The 16,042-nt window shown below is 71.9% G+C and carries 16 protein-coding genes; 12 read left to right on the top strand and 4 right to left on the bottom strand.

Translation table 11 applies throughout. The features are described 5' to 3' along the window. Positions 1-26: 26 nt before the first annotated feature. The 4 genes from OG338_RS19320 (at position 27) to OG338_RS19305 (ending at position 2,672) form a co-directional block, all read left to right on the top strand. Positions 27-1,610, top strand: a complete 1,584-nt coding sequence (locus OG338_RS19320; protein WP_405938506.1) for an acyl-CoA carboxylase subunit beta — start codon at positions 27-29, stop codon at positions 1,608-1,610. Positions 1,611-1,624: 14 nt separating this feature from the next. Beyond that, complete coding sequence (locus tag OG338_RS19315; RefSeq protein WP_405938505.1) at positions 1,625-1,831, top strand: acyl-CoA carboxylase epsilon subunit; 207 nt, start codon at positions 1,625-1,627, stop codon at positions 1,829-1,831. A gap of 80 nt (positions 1,832-1,911) precedes the next feature. Then, positions 1,912-2,040: a morphogenic membrane protein MmpB gene (mmpB, locus tag OG338_RS19310; protein WP_405938504.1), complete on the top strand. Its 129-nt coding sequence runs from the start codon at positions 1,912-1,914 to the stop codon at positions 2,038-2,040. 23 nt (positions 2,041-2,063) lie between these two features. After that, entirely contained in the window at positions 2,064-2,672 is a 609-nt protein-coding gene (locus OG338_RS19305) for a Maf family protein (RefSeq protein ID WP_405938503.1), read from the top strand. A gap of 7 nt (positions 2,673-2,679) precedes the next feature. Here the strand turns inward: OG338_RS19305 and OG338_RS19300 are convergent, their stop codons facing one another. After that, positions 2,680-3,147, bottom strand: a complete 468-nt coding sequence (locus OG338_RS19300) for a hypothetical protein (protein WP_405938502.1) — start codon at positions 3,145-3,147, stop codon at positions 2,680-2,682. Between the two features lie 372 nt (positions 3,148-3,519). On the opposite strand from OG338_RS19300, the gene OG338_RS19295 reads away from it, so the two are divergent. Together OG338_RS19295 and OG338_RS19290 are read left to right on the top strand one after the other, a co-directional pair. Continuing rightward, positions 3,520-5,274, top strand: coding sequence for an acetyl/propionyl/methylcrotonyl-CoA carboxylase subunit alpha (locus OG338_RS19295; protein WP_405938501.1), 1,755 nt, complete (start codon positions 3,520-3,522; stop codon positions 5,272-5,274). Positions 5,275-5,413: 139 nt separating this feature from the next. Beyond that, complete coding sequence (locus OG338_RS19290; protein ID WP_405938500.1) at positions 5,414-6,031, top strand: TetR/AcrR family transcriptional regulator; 618 nt, start codon at positions 5,414-5,416, stop codon at positions 6,029-6,031. Between the two features lie 37 nt (positions 6,032-6,068). Here OG338_RS19290 and OG338_RS19285 read toward each other — a convergent pair whose 3' ends face one another. Both OG338_RS19285 and OG338_RS19280 read right to left on the bottom strand, forming a co-directional pair. After that, positions 6,069-7,013 (bottom strand): DeoR/GlpR family DNA-binding transcription regulator, encoded by a 945-nt coding sequence (locus tag OG338_RS19285; protein ID WP_405938499.1) that lies wholly within the window; start codon positions 7,011-7,013, stop codon positions 6,069-6,071. Between the two features lie 122 nt (positions 7,014-7,135). Continuing rightward, positions 7,136-8,575, bottom strand: coding sequence for an NAD(P)H-quinone dehydrogenase (locus OG338_RS19280; RefSeq protein ID WP_405938498.1), 1,440 nt, complete (start codon positions 8,573-8,575; stop codon positions 7,136-7,138). Between the two features lie 260 nt (positions 8,576-8,835). Between OG338_RS19280 and OG338_RS19275 the strand changes: the two genes are divergently transcribed. From OG338_RS19275 to OG338_RS19265, 3 genes are all read left to right on the top strand, one after another. Continuing rightward, positions 8,836-9,273, top strand: coding sequence for a gamma-glutamylcyclotransferase (locus OG338_RS19275; RefSeq protein ID WP_405938497.1), 438 nt, complete (start codon positions 8,836-8,838; stop codon positions 9,271-9,273). A 95-nt stretch (positions 9,274-9,368) separates the two neighbouring features. Continuing rightward, positions 9,369-10,193, top strand: coding sequence for a purine-nucleoside phosphorylase (locus OG338_RS19270; protein WP_405938496.1), 825 nt, complete (start codon positions 9,369-9,371; stop codon positions 10,191-10,193). A 67-nt stretch (positions 10,194-10,260) separates the two neighbouring features. Then, the gene (locus tag OG338_RS19265) at positions 10,261-11,907 is read left to right on the top strand and encodes a phospho-sugar mutase (protein WP_405938495.1); all 1,647 of its coding nucleotides are present in this window, start codon (positions 10,261-10,263) and stop codon (positions 11,905-11,907) included. A gap of 54 nt (positions 11,908-11,961) precedes the next feature. On the opposite strand, the gene OG338_RS19260 is transcribed toward OG338_RS19265, so the two are convergent. Next, complete coding sequence (locus tag OG338_RS19260) at positions 11,962-12,600, bottom strand: PH domain-containing protein (RefSeq protein ID WP_405938494.1); 639 nt, start codon at positions 12,598-12,600, stop codon at positions 11,962-11,964. Positions 12,601-12,735: 135 nt separating this feature from the next. Here OG338_RS19260 and deoC point away from each other — a divergent pair, with 135 nt between their 5' ends. From deoC to OG338_RS19245, 3 genes are read left to right on the top strand one after another with little or no spacing between them, the layout of a single operon-like run. Beyond that, positions 12,736-13,683, top strand: a complete 948-nt coding sequence (gene deoC, locus OG338_RS19255; RefSeq protein WP_405938493.1) for a deoxyribose-phosphate aldolase — start codon at positions 12,736-12,738, stop codon at positions 13,681-13,683. 5 nt (positions 13,684-13,688) lie between these two features. Continuing rightward, positions 13,689-15,128, top strand: coding sequence for an aldehyde dehydrogenase family protein (locus OG338_RS19250; protein ID WP_405938492.1), 1,440 nt, complete (start codon positions 13,689-13,691; stop codon positions 15,126-15,128). Next, entirely contained in the window at positions 15,118-16,011 is an 894-nt protein-coding gene (locus tag OG338_RS19245) for an aldehyde dehydrogenase family protein (protein ID WP_405938491.1), read from the top strand. Before OG338_RS19250 ends, OG338_RS19245 begins: the two co-directional genes overlap by 11 nt. Positions 16,012-16,042: the final 31 nt, after the last annotated feature.

The raw sequence follows: 16,042 nt of genomic DNA, 5'->3' as shown, positions 1-16,042 counted from the left end.
GTGACCAGGCAGGGAGCCGCCACCCGATGTCCGAGCCGGAAGAGACCGACATCCACACGACCGCGGGCAAGCTCGCGGACCTTCAGCGCCGCATCGGCGAGGCGACCCACGCGGGGTCCGCGCGGGCGGTGGAGAAGCAGCACGCGAAGGGCAAGCTGACGGCGCGCGAGCGCGTCGGACTGCTGCTCGACGAGGGTTCCTTCGTGGAGCTCGACGAGTTCGCCCGGCACCGCTCGACCAACTTCGGCATCGAGAAGAACCGCCCGTACGGGGACGGCGTCGTCACCGGCTACGGCACGGTCGACGGCCGGCCCGTCTGTGTGTACTCGCAGGACTTCACCATCTTCGGCGGCTCGCTGGGCGAGGTCTACGGTGAGAAGATCGTCAAGGTGATGGACTTCGCGCTGAAGACCGGCTGCCCGGTCATCGGCATCAACGACGGCGGCGGCGCCCGCATCCAGGAGGGCGTCGCGGCGCTGGGGCTCTTCGCGGAGATCTTCCGGCGCAATGTGCACGCCTCGGGTGTCATCCCGCAGATCTCGCTGATCGTCGGCCCGTGCGCGGGCGGCGCGGTGTACTCCCCCGCGATCACCGACTTCACGGTGATGGTCGACCAGACCTCGCACATGTTCATCACGGGCCCGGACGTCATCAAGACGGTGACCGGTGAGGACGTCGGCTTCGAGGAGCTGGGCGGAGCCCGTACGCACAACACCACCTCGGGCGTCGCGCACCACATGGCGGGCGACGAGAAGGACGCCATCGAGTACGTCAAGTCGCTGCTGTCCTACCTCCCGTCGAACAACCTCTCGGAGGCCCCGGCCTTCCCGGAGGAGGCGGACCTGACGGTGAGCGACGAGGACCGCGAGCTGGACGCGCTGATCCCGGACTCGGCGAACCAGCCGTACGACATGCACACCGCGATCGAGCACGTGCTGGACGACGGCGAGTTCCTGGAGACCCAGGCCCTGTTCGCGCCGAACATCGTCACCGGCTTCGGCCGCGTCGAGGGCTACCCCGTCGGCATCGTCGCCAACCAGCCGATGCAGTTCGCCGGCTGTCTGGACATCAACGCCAGTGAGAAGGCGGCGCGTTTCGTCCGCACCTGCGACGCGTTCAACGTGCCGGTGCTGACCTTCGTGGACGTGCCGGGCTTCCTGCCGGGCGTCGACCAGGAGTACGGCGGCATCATCCGGCGCGGCGCCAAGCTGATCTACGCGTACGCGGAGGCGACGGTCCCGCTGATCACGGTGATCACGCGCAAGGCGTTCGGCGGCGCCTACGACGTGATGGGTTCCAAGCACCTGGGCGCCGACATCAACCTCGCCTGGCCGACCGCGCAGATCGCCGTCATGGGCGCGCAGGGCGCGGTGAACATCCTGCACCGCCGTACGATCGCCGCCGCCGAGGATCAGGAGGCGACCCGCGCCGAACTGATCGCGGACTACGAGGACACGCTCCTCAACCCGTACGTGGCGGCCGAACGCGGGTACGTGGACGCGGTGATCATGCCGTCCGACACCCGGGCCCACGTGGTCAAGGGTCTGCGCCAGCTCCGCACCAAGCGCGAGTCCCTGCCGCCCAAGAAGCACGGCAACATCCCCCTCTAGAAAGGGTCCTGGCCATGATCAAGGTCGTACGGGGCAACCCGACCCCGGAGGAACTCGCCGCCGCGCTCGCGGTGGTCCAGGCCCGTGCGGCGGCGGTCTCCGCCGTGTCGTCCAACGCCCCGGAACCGCCCGCCGGCTGGTCCCACCCGAGCCGGCTGGCCCGGCGCGGCCGCCACCTGCCGGGCCCGCGCGCCTGGGCCCGTACGTACTGGCCCGCGTAACCGCTGGTGGCACGGGTACCGGGCGGCGGTTGAGTACGCGTACTCAGGCGTCGCCCGGCCCCCCGCAGCAGGATCGGGTCATGCTCTGGTCCGACCCCGAGAACAAACCCCCCAAGGAACTCCGCGACGCGGAGACGATGATGCGCCGGGCGGGCCTGGTCCTGGCCCTGGCGATGGTCGTCGCGATGCTCGTACTGGGCACGCGCTGAGGCGTTTCGAGCGGCGCTCTACGATGGCGCCCATGACCGCCCAGCGCCTCGTCCTCGCCTCCGCCTCCCCGGCCCGCCTCGGCCTGCTCCGCCAAGCCGGGCTCGCCCCGGAGGTGATCGTCAGCGGCGTCGACGAGGACGCCCTCACCGCGGACACCCCCGCGGAACTCGCCCTCGTGCTCGCCGAGGCCAAGGCGGCCGTCGTCGCCGCGCTCCCGGAGGCCGCCGGCGCCCTGGTCATCGGCTGCGACTCCGTGCTGGAGCTGAACGGGCAGGCGCTCGGCAAGCCGGCCGACGAGGAGGAGGCCACCGCCCGCTGGAAGTCGATGCGCGGCCGCGCCGGAATCCTGCGGACCGGGCACAGCCTGACGGACACCACGACCGGCCGGACGGTCTCGCGGACGGCGTCCACCACGGTGTGCTTCGGAGAGCCGTCGGACGCCGAGATCGCCGCCTACGTGGCCTCCGGCGAACCGCTGCACGTGGCGGGGGCCTTCACCCTGGACGGGCGCTCGGCGCCGTTCGTCGACTCCATCGAGGGCGACCCGGGCAATGTCATCGGGCTCTCACTGCCGCTGCTGCGCCGCCTGCTGGGCGAGCTGGACATCCGGATCACCGACCTCTGGGCCTGAGCGGGGATCAGGCCGGCCCGGGCTCCGGCTCGGGCCCGGCCGCCTCGGGCCCGGCCTTCTCGGACCGGGCGGCCGGCTCGGCACCGTACGCCACCAGGACGAGCACGATCAGGCCGAGCGTCACCATCATCCAGGCGAACGCCGCCCAGCCGACGAGTCCGACCGTCAGCGCGCCGAGCACGCCGTGGACGACCGCGCAGCAGATCAGCACGATCCGGCCGACGCGCCCCGGCGCCCGGTCGCGGGCGCCCGTCAGGACGAGGAGCGCGGCGCACAGCAGCAGAAAGACCCCGGAGACCCCGCCGAGCGCCCAGGTGCCCTTGGACATCGCCCCGGGGTCCGTGCCGGCGAGGGACATGTCCTGGTTCTTCACGACCGTGCCCAGGACCACGTTGATGATCACGATGCACACGGCCTCCACGGCCAGCACGAGCGCGGCCAAGAAGGCGGCCAGCCTGCGCACCACGACACTCACCCCCTGTTACCAGCAGTACGTGCAATAGCGCGGACCCTACTAACGGGTAATGGCCACGACAAGAGCCGTGCGCGACCCGGCCGCGCCCCCACCCCTCCGGGCTCTCGTGGGTCGGGCAAAGAATTGCCCACCCCTTAGTGGGAACTCCACAAAGAATCACGGTAAGTCGCTGCCCGTGCCGATAGAGACCTGGGCCACACCTGGTGGCTACTGTGCGGTTTCAGTACCCGGCGTACCGTGGTGGCACAAGGGATTTCGCGACTCGAGCACACCTCGAATCACACTCCGTGTGGGCAAGCTCACCATTGGGGACGGGTCGTAGGACCGTGTCGGTAGTCCCTAAACTCAGCTTGTTTCAAGGAGGGAGCCATCGTGCGCAAGGTGCTCATCGCCAACCGTGGCGAAATCGCTGTCCGTGTTGCCCGGGCCTGCCGGGACGCGGGTATCGGCAGCGTGGCCGTCTACGCCGATCCGGACCGTGACGCTCTGCACGTCCGTGCGGCCGACGAGGCATTCGCTCTGGGCGGTGACACCCCGGCGGCCAGCTATCTGGACATCGCCAAGGTGCTCCAGGCTGCCAAGGACTCCGGGGCGGACGCGATCCACCCGGGTTACGGCTTCCTCTCGGAGAACGCCGAGTTCGCCCAGGCCGTGCTGGACGCCGGTCTGACGTGGATCGGCCCGCCGCCGCACGCGATCCGGGACCTCGGTGACAAGGTCGCCGCCCGGCACATCGCGCAGCGCGCCGGTGCCCCGCTGGTCGCGGGCACCCCGGACCCGGTCTCGGGCTCCGCGGAGGTCGTCGCCTTCGCCGAGGAGCACGGCCTGCCGATCGCGATCAAGGCCGCGTTCGGCGGCGGCGGCCGCGGTCTGAAGGTCGCGCGCACGCTGGAGGAGATCCCGGAGCTGTACGACTCCGCCGTCCGCGAGGCGGTCGCCGCCTTCGGGCGCGGGGAGTGCTTCGTGGAGCGCTACCTCGACAAGCCGCGGCACGTGGAGACCCAGTGCCTCGCCGACACCCACGGCAACGTGGTCGTCGTCTCGACGCGTGACTGCTCGCTCCAGCGCCGCCACCAGAAGCTCGTGGAGGAGGCCCCGGCCCCCTTCCTGTCCGACGCGCAGAACGCCGAGCTGTACGCGGCCTCCAAGGCGATCCTGAAGGAGGCCGGCTACGTCGGCGCCGGCACGGTCGAGTTCCTGGTCGGCATGGACGGCACGATCTCCTTCCTTGAGGTCAACACGCGCCTCCAGGTGGAGCACCCGGTGACCGAGGAGGTCTCCGGCATCGACCTGGTCCGCGAGATGTTCCGGATCGCCGACGGCGAGGAGCTGGGTTACGAGGACCCCGTCTCGCGCGGTCACTCCTTCGAGTTCCGGATCAACGGCGAGGACCCGGGCCGGGGCTTCCTGCCGGCGCCCGGCACGGTGACGAAGTTCGAGGCGCCGAGCGGTCCGGGCGTGCGCATGGACGCGGGCGTGGAGTCCGGCTCGGTCATCGGCCCCGCCTGGGACTCGCTGCTCGCCAAGCTCATCGTGACCGGTGCGACGCGTGAGCAGGCGCTCCAGCGTGCGGCGCGTGCCCTGGCGGAGTTCAACGTCGAGGGCATGGCGACCGCCATCCCGTTCCACCGTGCGGTCGTGACGGACCCGGCGTTCACCGCCGACCCGTTCCGCGTCCACACCCGCTGGATCGAGACGGAGTTCGTCAACGAGATCAAGCCGTTCGCCGCGCCCGCCGAGGCGGAGGCCGACGACGAGGCCGGCCGCGAGACGGTGGTCGTGGAGGTCGGCGGCAAGCGCCTGGAGGTCTCGTTGCCCTCCTCGCTCGGCATGAGCCTGGCCCGTACCGGCCTCGCGGCGGGCGCCAGGCCCAAGCGCCGTGCGGCGAAGAAGTCCGGCTCGGCCGTCTCCGGCGACACCCTCGCCTCCCCGATGCAGGGCACGATCGTGAAGATCGCCGTGGAGGAGGGCCAGGAGGTCAAGGAGGGCGACCTGATCGTCGTCCTGGAGGCCATGAAGATGGAGCAGCCGCTGAACGCGCACCGCTCCGGCACGGTCAAGAGCCTGGCCGCCGAGGTCGGCGGCTCGGTCTCCTCGGGCGCCGTCATCTGCGAGATCAAGGACTGACCCGCCCTCTTCCCCGCCGGTGCCCCGGTCATGTCGTCGGACGTGACCGGGGCACCGGCGCATTCGGGAACGGCGGCCGCCCGCGCGATGGCATCCTGGAGACCGGGAGACAGGCCGGGAAGACAGGAGGGACCGCACCATGGCGATGAGCCAGGCAGGGGCACCGGCCCGGCCCATGCGTGCCGACGCGCGCCGCAACTACGGCCGGCTGCTGGCGGAAGCCCGTACCGCCTTCGCGGAACACGGCACGGACGCGTCCCTGGAGGACATCGCCCGGCGCGCGGAGGTGGGCATCGGCACGCTGTACCGCCACTTCCCGACCCGGCACGCCCTGATGAGCGCGGTCTTCCAGGAGGCGGTGACCTCCCTGATCACCCGCTCCCGCGAACTCGCCGAATCGGACCGGCCGTGCGCCGCGCTGGTGGAGTGGCTGGGCGCGATCGTCACCCACGCGGGCGAGTACCGCGGCCTGGCCCAGGCCCTCATGTCGACCTGCCGCGACGAGAGTTCGGCCCTGGCCCGCTGCAACACCCCGCTGCGCGAGGCGGGCTCGGCGCTCCTGACCCGGGCCCAGTCCGCCGGCGCGGTCCGCCGGGACGTCTCGATAGACGACCTGATGCAGCTGACCAACGCGATCGCCCTGGCAGCGGAACAGTCCCCGGACGACCCCGAACTGGCCACCCGGCTGCTGAAACTGACGCTCCGAGGGCTGCATCCGAGCCCCACCGGCGGCGAATCGGGCCCCTGCGGCGATTGAGAAGCGGGGGTCCGGGGTACGGGGCAGCGCCCCCGGGCTACCGCCGCCGCAGGTCCGCCACTCGTGCCCGGTCCCGCTCCACAGCCCCCTCGCCCAGCGCCCGCAAGGGCTGCGTACGCCGCTGCCCGGGCAACGGCATCTCGCGCCTGGCGGCGGGCCGCCCGCCCGCCGCCCCCGGGTCCGGGGCGGACGACGTCCCCCCGCCCCCCGCGACAGCGATCCGTACGCCCTGATCCGCCAGCGCCTGCAACTCCGCCGCCGCCCGGTCGTCGTGCGCGGCGGGCTCGTCCGTCACCAGATGGGTGATGAGATCCGTGGGCACGGTCTGGAACATCGTGTCGGAACCGAGCTTCGTGTGGTCCGCGAGGACCACCACCTCCGCCGCGGCCTGCACCAGCGCCCGGTCCACGCTCGCGGAGAGCATGTTGGACGTGGAGAGCCCGCGCTCGGCGGTCAGCCCGCTCCCGGACAGGAACGCCCGGGAGACCCGCAGCCCCTGGAGGGACTGCTCGGCCCCGCTGCCCACCAGGGCGTAGTTGGAGCCACGCAGGGTGCCCCCGGTCATCACCACCTCCACCCGGTTGGCATGGGCCAGCGCCTGGGCGACGAGCAGCGAGTTGGTGACGACGGTCAGGCCGGGGACGCGCGCGAGCCGGCGGGCCAGCTCCTGCGTGGTCGTACCGGCACCGACGACGATGGCCTCGCCCTCTTCGACCAGGCCGGCGGCCAGGTCGGCGATGGCCGTTTTCTCCGCGGTGGCGAGATGGGATTTCTGCGGAAAGCCGGACTCCCGCGTAAAACCGCCCGGCAAGACCGCACCGCCGTGCCGGCGGTCGAGGAGTCCTTCTGCCTCCAGTGCCCGCACGTCCCGCCGTACGGTCACTTCGGAGGTCTGGACGACGCGGGCGAGCTCACGGAGCGATACCGCCCCGTTGGCGCGCACCATTTCGAGGATCAACTGACGACGTTCTGCAGCGAACACGAAACTGACAGTAACGTGACCGCGCGAGACTTTTCAGCAGTTTGCGCCGAATAGCAGAAGTTGTACATACAGGCGGTCACCAAGTGGTATGGGCCGGACCGCGGCCCGGCCCACAAGCCCCGTCACGCCCCGCCGGTGCGCTTACGGCTGTGCAACTGGCGGGCCACTTCCGCGATCGATCCCGACAGGGACGGGTACACAGTGAAGGTGTTCGCGATCTGTTCGACCGTCAGATTGTTGTCGACCGCGATCGAGATCGGATGGATCAGTTCGCTCGCCCGGGGGGCGACGACACAGCCGCCGACCACGATGCCGGTGCCGGGGCGGCAGAAGATCTTGACGAAGCCGTCCCGGATGCCCTGCATCTTCGCGCGCGGGTTGCGCAGCAGCGGCAGCTTGACGACCAGCGCCTCGATCTTGCCCGCGTCGACGTCCGCCTGGGTGTAGCCGACGGTGGCGATCTCCGGGTCGGTGAAGACGTTCGAGGAGACCGTCTTGAGGTCCAGCGGGGCCACCGCGTCGCCGAGGAAGTGGTACATCGCGATGCGGCCCTGCATGGCGGCGACGGAGGCGAGCGCGAAGACGCCGGTGACGTCACCGGCCGCGTAGACGCCGGGCGCGCTGGTACGGGAGACCTTGTCGGTCCGGATGTGCCCGGAGTCCTTGAGCCGGACGCCGGCCTCCTCCAGGCCCATGCCCGCGGTGTTCGGGATGGCGCCGACGGCCATCAGGCAGTGCGTGCCGGAGATGACCCGGCCGTCGGCGAGGGTCACCTCGACCCGGTCGCCGACGCGCTTCGCGGACTGGGCGCGGGAGCGGGCCATGACGTTCATGCCGCGCCGCCGGAACACGTCCTCCAGGACGGCCGCCGCGTCGGGGTCCTCGCCGGGGAGCACCCGGTCGCGGGACGAGACGAGGGTGACGCGCGAGCCGAGGGCCTGGTAGGCACCGGCGAACTCGGCACCGGTCACACCGGAACCGACGACGATGAGCTCCTGCGGCAGCTCGTCGAGGTCGTAGACCTGGGTCCAGTTCAGAATCCGTTCGCCGTCCGGCTGCGCGTCCGGGATCTCGCGCGGGTGCCCGCCGGTCGCGATCAGCACGGCGTCCGCGGTGAGCGTCTCCTCCGTGCCGTCGGCGGCCGTGACGACGACCTGGCGGGAGCCGTCGGCCGCCTGAAGGCCCTCCAGCCGGCCGCGGCCGCGCATGACGCGGGCGCCGGCGCGGGTGACGGATGCGGTGATGTCGTGGGACTGGGCGAGCGCGAGGCGCTTGACGCGGCGGTTGACCTTCCCCAGATCGACGCCGACCACACGTGCGGCCTGCTCTATGTGCGGGGTGTCGTCCGCGACGATGATGCCCAGCTCCTCGTACGAGGAGTCGAAGGTGGTCATCACCTCGGCCGTCGCGATCAGGGTCTTCGAGGGCACGCAGTCGGTGAGGACGGACGCGCCGCCGAGGCCGTCGCAGTCGACGACGGTCACCTCCGCGCCGAGCTGGGCGCCCACCAGGGCCGCCTCGTACCCGCCGGGTCCGCCGCCGATGATCACGATCCGGGTCACGAAAAGTCCGCCTCGCGTTTCTCGTCCCACGGCCGTCTGCTGCCCCGGCCGGGGGTCCGGGGGATCGCCCCGGGGGAATGCAGTACGTACTTCATTGTCCCGCACGCGCCAAGGTGCTTCTCCCCGGGGCCCTCCATACGTGCGCCGGGGCGCACGGCGCACGTGCGCGGCGGACGCGTCCGCCCCGTTCCCGCCTCCCCTCGGGGTCGTTCCTCACAGGAACCGGCATGCCCGCCGCCACCTCCCGTACCCTCGATCACATGTCGCTCTACGCCGCGTACGCCGGCAACCTCGACGCGCGGCTGATGACGCGCCGCGCCCCGCACTCACCGCTGCGCGGGACCGGCTGGCTGAACGGCTGGCGGCTGACCTTCGGCGGGGAGCAGATGGGCTGGGAGGGCGCGCTGGCCACCGTGGTGGAGGCGCCCCGCTCGCAAGTGTTCGTCGCCCTCTACGACCTGGCCCCCATGGACGAGGACTCCATGGACCGCTGGGAGGGCGTCGGCCTCGACATCTACCGCCGCATGCGGATCCGGGTGCACACCCTGGACGGCGAGGAGCCGGCCTGGATCTATGTGCTGAACGGTTACGAGGGCGGCCTGCCGTCCGCCCGCTATCTGGGCGAGATCGCGGACGCGGCGGAATCGGCGGGCGCGCCGCACGACTACGTGATGGAGATGCGCAAGCGCCCCTGCTGACGGCAGCGTGATTGTCGGAACACACGAACGAATCCGGCAAGACTCTGTACAGGGGCATCTACGCGCGTAGGGGTTCAGCGGTTACGCTCGTCCGCGTGAACGCATCACTTATTCCGGACCACATCCAGGGCGACCCGCACGCCGCCGCCGCCGACGCCGCCGCCCGCCTGCGCGAGCTGACCGGTGCCGAGACTCACGACGTCGCCCTCGTGATGGGCTCCGGCTGGGCGCCGGCCGCTGCCGCGCTCGGCGTTCCGGCGGCCGAGTTCCCGGTGACGGCCCTGCCCGGCTTCCCGGCGCCCGCCGTGGAGGGCCACGGCGGCACGATCCGCTCCCACGTGATCGGCGGCAAGCGGGCCCTGGTGTTCCTGGGCCGCACGCACTACTACGAGGGCCGCGGTGTCGCCGCCGTCGCCCACGGGGTCCGCACGGCCGTCGCCGCGGGATGCCGCACGGTCGTCCTGACCAACGGCTGCGGCGGCCTCCGCGAGGGCATGCGCCCCGGCCAGCCGGTCCTGATCAGCGACCACATCAACCTCACGGCGGCCTCGCCGATCATCGGCGCCAACTTCGTGGACCTCACCGACCTGTACTCGCCGCGCCTGCGCGCCCTGTGCAAGGAGGTGGACGAGACGCTCGAAGAGGGCGTGTACGTCCAGTTCCCCGGCCCGCACTACGAGACCCCGGCCGAGATCAGCATGGTCCGCGTCATGGGCGGCGACCTGGTCGGCATGTCCACGGTCCTGGAGGCGATCGCCGCCCGCGAGGCGGGCGCGGAGGTCCTGGGCCTGTCCCTGGTGACGAACCTGGCGGCGGGGTTGAGCGGGGAGCCGCTGAACCACGAGGAGGTGCTTCAGGCGGGGCGGGATTCCGCGACGCGGATGGGGTCCCTGCTGGCGCGGGTGCTGGACCGGATCTGAGGTTGCCCTGGGGCGCTGCCCGCCCGCACCCGCCCACCCCCAGCGCACCGCACAAGAAAGGCACCCCGTGACGACACCCCCGGACCTCCTCGCCCGCGCCAGCGTCTGGCTCGCGGAGGACCCCGACCCCGACACCCGCGAAGAGCTCGCCAAGCTCATCGCCGCCGAGGACACCGCGGAGCTCACCACCCGCTTCGCGGGCACCCTCCAGTTCGGCACCGCCGGACTGAGGGGCGAGCTCGGCGCCGGCCCGATGCGCATGAACCGCTCCGTGGTCATCCGCGCAGCCGCCGGCCTCGCCGCGTATCTGAAGGACCACGGACAGACCGGCGGTCTCGTCGTCATCGGCTACGACGCCCGCTACAAGTCCGCCGACTTCGCACGGGACACCGCCTCGGTGATGACCGGCGCCGGCCTCCGCGCGGCGGTCCTCCCCCGCCCGCTGCCCACCCCCGTACTGGCGTACGCCATAAGGCACCTGGGCGCCGTCGCCGGCGTCGAGGTGACCGCCAGCCACAACCCGCCCCGCGACAACGGCTACAAGGTCTACCTCGGCGACGGCTCGCAGATCGTGCCGCCGGCGGACGGCGAGATCGCCGCGGCCATCGCGGCGGTCGGCCCGCTGGCCACCGTGGACCGCCCGGAGACCGGCTGGGAGACCCTGGGCGACGAGGTCCTGGAGGCGTACCTGGCGCGGACGGACGCCGTGCTCGACGCGGACTCGCCCCGCACCGCCCGCACCGTGTACACCGCGATGCACGGCGTCGGCACCTCCGTGCTCACCGCCGCGTTCGACCGGGCCGGCTTCCCGGCCCCCGTGCTCGTCGCGGAGCAGGCCGAGCCGGACCCCGCCTTCCCCACCGTGGCCTTCCCCAATCCGGAGGAGCCCGGCGCGATGGACCTCGCGTTCACCACCGCGCGCCGCGCGAAACCCGATCTGGTCATCGCGAACGACCCGGACGCGGACCGCTGCGCCGTCGCCGTGCCGGACCCGGCGGCGGACGGCGGCTGGCGGATGCTGCGGGGCGACGAGACCGGCGCGCTGCTCGCCGCGCACCTGGTCCGCCGGGGCGCCACCGGCGTCTTCGCGGAGTCGATCGTGTCGTCGTCGCTGCTGGGCCGGATCGCCGAGAAGGCCGGCCTGGGCCACGAGGAGACCCTGACGGGCTTCAAGTGGATCGCCCGTGTGGAGGGGCTGCGTTACGGGTACGAGGAAGCGCTCGGCTACTGCGTGGACCCGGACGGCGTCCGCGACAAGGACGGCATCACGGCCGCGCTGCTCGTCGCCGAGCTCGCCTCCGTACTGAAGGAGCGGGGGCGCACGCTCCTGGACCTGCTGGACGACCTCGCGCTCGAACACGGGCTGCACGCCACCGACCAGCTGTCGGTGCGGGTCGAGGACCTGTCGGTCATCGCGGACGCGATGCGCCGGCTGCGCGAGCGGCCGCCGGCCGCCCTGGCGGGGCTGCCCGTGACCTCGGCCGAGGACCTGTCGCGGGGCACGGACCGGCTGCCGCCGACCGACGGGCTGCGCTACACGCTCGACGGCGCCCGGGTGATCGTCCGCCCGAGCGGCACCGAGCCGAAGCTGAAGTGCTACCTGGAGGTCGTCGTGCCGGTCGGCTCCGCCGACGCGCTGCCGGCGGCCCGCGCCCGGGCCGCGGAGCTGCTGACCGGCATCAAGCGCGATCTGGCGGCAGCGGCGGGCATCTGAGCCGGCACGGCCGGGGCCCGGCCCGGTCGCGCCACCCCTCCGGCCCCCGTGCCGTCAGCCGGTCGCGCCGAGGACCACGAGCAGCACCGCGCCGACGACGGCCGGCGCGATGACCTCGTACGCCCAGCGCACCGAGGCGGCGGGGGCCTCGGCCACCGGCTTGTCGCCGGCCCGCTCGGACAGCTCGCGCAGGTCCGCGACGGCCTGGTCGGCGGCCGCGGTACGGGCCTTGGTGTTGCGTACGTCGGCGATCGTGGACGTACGCCGGTACGGGTCCTCCACCGCCTGCCGGGACTGCTGACGGGCGGCCTTCTTGCGCTGCCGCAGCGACACGGGGACGGCCCAGAGCTGGAACTTCGTACCGTCGTGCGTGAAGAGCTCGCTCGAATACCCGGCCCGTACGTCGGCGACGTCGCTCCACGGCAGCGTGATCGTGCGGAACGGGTTGCGGATGCGGATGCGCCGGTCGTTCGCGGCGACCACCGGGCGCAGTGTGAAGGCCACGACCAGGGGCACCGCGGTCAGCATTCCGGCGAGCGCCATCCACGGCACCCGGCCGTCGCCCCGGACCGCGGCGTCGCCGCCGATCCCGCAGACGAGCACGAGGAGCAGGATGCCGCCGGCCAGCCCGGCGGGCGACCGGAAGGTCCGGTCGGCGTAGGTGGGCTCGTCGGCAGGCGTGGGGCTCGTCATGAGCCCGATTGTGCCTGACGCGGCGCGGGGGCGCGGTGGCGGCTTCGCCCGCGCCGGGGGCCGGCTGCGGGAACCCTCGGTGACCAGGGTCCCTGTACAGGTCGCTACGCGCGTAGATATGCTCAGGTGGTGACCATGCCCACCACCCTCCCCGCATTCGCCGACGCGACGGCGTCCGACAGTGCGCTGCGCCGCTTCCTGCACGGGCTGCCCGGCGTCGACCCGGTCGGCCTCGAAGCGCGCGCCGCCGCCCTCGGTACCAGGTCGATCAAGACGACGGCCAAGGCGTACGCCATCGACCTCGCCATCTCGATGATCGACCTGACGACGCTCGAAGGCGCGGACACCCCCGGCAAGGTCCGGGCCCTCGCCGCCAAGGCCGTCAACCCCGACCCCACCGACCGCACGACGCCGCGCACCGCCGCGGTCTGCGTGTATCCCGACATGGCGGCCACCGCGGCCGCCGCCCTGGCCGGCTCCGGCGTGAAGGTGGCGTCCGTGGCGACCGCCTTCCCCGCCGGGCGCGCCGCGCTCGACGTGAAGCTCGCGGACGTCCGGGACGCCGTGGCGGCCGGGGCCGACGAGATCGACATGGTGATCGACCGGGGCGCGTTCCTGGCCGGCCGCTATCTGAAGGTGTACGAGGAGATCCGCGCCGTGAAGGCGGAGTGCGGGTCCGCCCGGCTCAAGGTGATCTTCGAGACCGGTGAGCTGTCCACGTACGACAACATCCGGCGGGCCTCCTGGCTCGGGATGCTGGCCGGCGCGGACTTCATCAAGACCTCGACCGGCAAGGTGGCGACGAACGCCACGCCCGCGAACACCCTGCTGATGCTGGAGGCGGTGCGCGACTTCCGCGCGCAGACCGGCGTCCAGATCGGTGTGAAGCCGGCCGGCGGCATCCGCACCTCGAAGGACGCGATCAAGTTCCTCGTGCTGGTCAACGAGACGGCGGGCGAGGACTGGCTGGACAACCACTGGTTCCGCTTCGGCGCCTCCAGCCTGCTGAACGACCTGCTGATGCAGCGCCAGAAGCTCAGCACCGGCCGTTACTCCGGCCCCGATTACGTGACGGTGGACTGATACCCATGGCATCCGCATTCGAGTACGCACCGGCGCCGGAGTCCCGTTCCGTCGTCGACATCGCCCCCTCGTACGGCCTGTTCATCGACGGTGAGTTCACCGACGCGGCCGACGGCAAGGTCTTCAAGACGGTCAGCCCGTCCTCCGAGGAGGTGCTGTCCGAGGTGGCCCGGGCCGGCGCCGACGACGTGGACCGGGCAGTGAAGGCGGCCCGCCGCGCCTTCGAGAAGTGGTCGGCGCTGCCCGGCTCCGAGCGCGCCAAGTACCTGTTCCGGATCGCCCGGATCATCCAGGAGCGCTCGCGCGAGCTGGCCGTCCTGGAGACGCTGGACAACGGCAAGCCGATCAAGGAGACCCGCGACGCGGACCTCCCGCTGGTCGCCGCGCACTTCTTCTACTACGCGGGCTGGGCCGACAAGCTGGACCACGCGGGCTATGGCCCGAACCCGCGCCCGCTGGGCGTGGCCGGCCAGGTCATCCCGTGGAACTTCCCGCTGCTGATGCTCGCGTGGAAGATCGCCCCGGCGCTCGCCACGGGCAACACGGTGGTCCTGAAGCCCGCCGAGACGACGCCGCTGTCCGCGCTGTTCTTCGCGGACATCTGCCGCCAGGCGGGCCTGCCCAAGGGTGTGGTGAACATCCTGACGGGGTACGGCGACGCGGGCCAGGCGCTCGTGGAGCACGGGGACGTGAACAAGGTCGCGTTCACCGGTTCGACCGCCGTCGGCAAGGCCATCGCCCGGAGCGTCGCCGGGACGGACAAGAAGGTCACCCTGGAGCTGGGCGGCAAGGGCGCCAACATCGTCTTCGACGACGCCCCGATCGACCAGGCCGTCGAGGGCATCGTCACCGGCATCTTCTTCAACCAGGGCCAGGTGTGCTGCGCGGGCTCCCGCCTGCTGGTCCAGGAGTCCGTCCAGGACGAGCTGCTGGACGCCCTGAAGCGTCGGCTGTCCACGCTGCGCCTCGGCGACCCGCTGGACAAGAACACGGACATCGGCGCGATCAACTCCGCCGAGCAGCTGGCCCGGATCACCGCGCTCACGGAGACCGGCGAGGCGGAGGGCGCGGAGCGCTGGAGCGCCCCGTGCGAACTGCCGTCGGCCGGTTACTGGTTCGCCCCGACGCTCTTCACCAACGTGACCCAGGCGCACACCATCGCCCGCGACGAGATCTTCGGCCCGGTGCTCTCGGTGCTGTCGTTCCGTACGCCGGACGAGGCGGTCGCCAAGGCGAACAACAGCCAGTACGGCCTGTCGGCCGGCATCTGGACGGAGAAGGGCTCGCGCATCCTGGCGGTGGCGAACAAGCTCCGGGCGGGTGTCGTCTGGGCCAACACGTTCAACAAGTTCGACCCGACCTCGCCGTTCGGCGGTTACAAGGAGTCGGGCTTCGGCCGCGAAGGCGGCCGTCACGGCCTGGAGGCGTACCTCGATGTCCGATAACCGTCTGAGCGTCTTCAAGACCTACAAGCTGTACGTCGGGGGCAAGTTCCCCCGCTCCGAGAGCGGCCGGGTGTACGAGGTGACGGACTCGAAGGGCAAGTGGCTGGCGAACGCGCCCCAGTCCTCCCGCAAGGACGCCCGCGACGCGGTCGTGGCCGCCCGCAAGGCGTTCGGCGGCTGGTCCGGCGCGACCGCGTACAACCGCGGCCAGGTCCTCTACCGCGTCGCGGAGATGCTGGAGGGCCGCCGCGAGCAGTTCGTACGCGAGGTGGCCGAGGCGGAGGGCCTGTCGAAGTCCAAGGCGGCGGCCGTCGTGGACGCGGCGGTGGACCGCTGGGTCTGGTACGCGGGCTGGACGGACAAGATCGCCCAGGTCGTGGGCGGCGCGAACCCGGTGGCGGGCCCGTTCTTCAACCTGTCGACGCCCGAGCCGACCGGTGTGGTCGCGGTCCTGGCGCCGCAGGAGTCCTCGTTCCTCGGCCTGGTCTCGGTGATCGCCCCGGTGATCGCGGCCGGCAACACCGTGGTCGTGGTGGCCTCCGCGAAGGCCCCGCTGCCCGCCCTGTCGCTGGGCGAGGTGCTGGCCACCTCGGACCTGCCGGGCGGTGTGGTCAACGTCCTGTCGGGGAAGACCGCGGAGATCGCCGCGCCGCTCGCCGCCCACCAGGACGTGAACGGCATCGACCTGACGGGGGCGGACGCGGAGCTGGCGAAGGAGCTGGAGATCGCGGCGGCCGACAACCTGAAGCGCGTTTCTCGTCCACAGGCTGTGGAAGGCGACTGGACCGCCGACCCAGGCATGCACCGCCTGACGGCGTTCCTGGAGACCAAGACGGTCTGGCACCCGACGGGCGCGCTGGGCGCGTCGGGCTCCTCGTACTGACCGCACACGGCGACGGCCCGTTTCCCGGAGG

It is taken from the genome of Streptomyces sp. NBC_00726 (genome assembly GCF_045161735.1).
GTDB lineage: Bacteria > Actinomycetota > Actinomycetes > Streptomycetales > Streptomycetaceae > Streptomyces.
The sequence above is the reverse complement of the archived record's forward strand: the minus strand, read 5'-3'. Positions and strand labels throughout refer to the sequence as shown.

Excerpts from the sequence above, each read along its gene's own strand:
- OG338_RS19320 (WP_405938506.1), top strand. The coding sequence starts at position 27 with ATGTCCGAGCCGGAAGAGACCGACATCCACACGACCGCGGGCAAGCTC.
- OG338_RS19315 (WP_405938505.1), top strand. The coding sequence starts at position 1,625 with ATGATCAAGGTCGTACGGGGCAACCCGACCCCGGAGGAACTCGCCGCC.
- mmpB (WP_405938504.1), top strand. The coding sequence starts at position 1,912 with ATGCTCTGGTCCGACCCCGAGAACAAACCCCCCAAGGAACTCCGCGAC.
- OG338_RS19305 (WP_405938503.1), top strand. The coding sequence starts at position 2,064 with ATGGCGCCCATGACCGCCCAGCGCCTCGTCCTCGCCTCCGCCTCCCCG.
- OG338_RS19290 (WP_405938500.1), top strand. The coding sequence starts at position 5,414 with ATGGCGATGAGCCAGGCAGGGGCACCGGCCCGGCCCATGCGTGCCGAC.
- OG338_RS19275 (WP_405938497.1), top strand. The coding sequence starts at position 8,836 with ATGTCGCTCTACGCCGCGTACGCCGGCAACCTCGACGCGCGGCTGATG.
- OG338_RS19260 (WP_405938494.1), bottom strand. The coding sequence starts at position 12,600 with ATGACGAGCCCCACGCCTGCCGACGAGCCCACCTACGCCGACCGGACC.
- deoC (WP_405938493.1), top strand. The coding sequence starts at position 12,736 with ATGCCCACCACCCTCCCCGCATTCGCCGACGCGACGGCGTCCGACAGT.
- OG338_RS19250 (WP_405938492.1), top strand. The coding sequence starts at position 13,689 with ATGGCATCCGCATTCGAGTACGCACCGGCGCCGGAGTCCCGTTCCGTC.
- OG338_RS19245 (WP_405938491.1), top strand. The coding sequence starts at position 15,118 with ATGTCCGATAACCGTCTGAGCGTCTTCAAGACCTACAAGCTGTACGTC.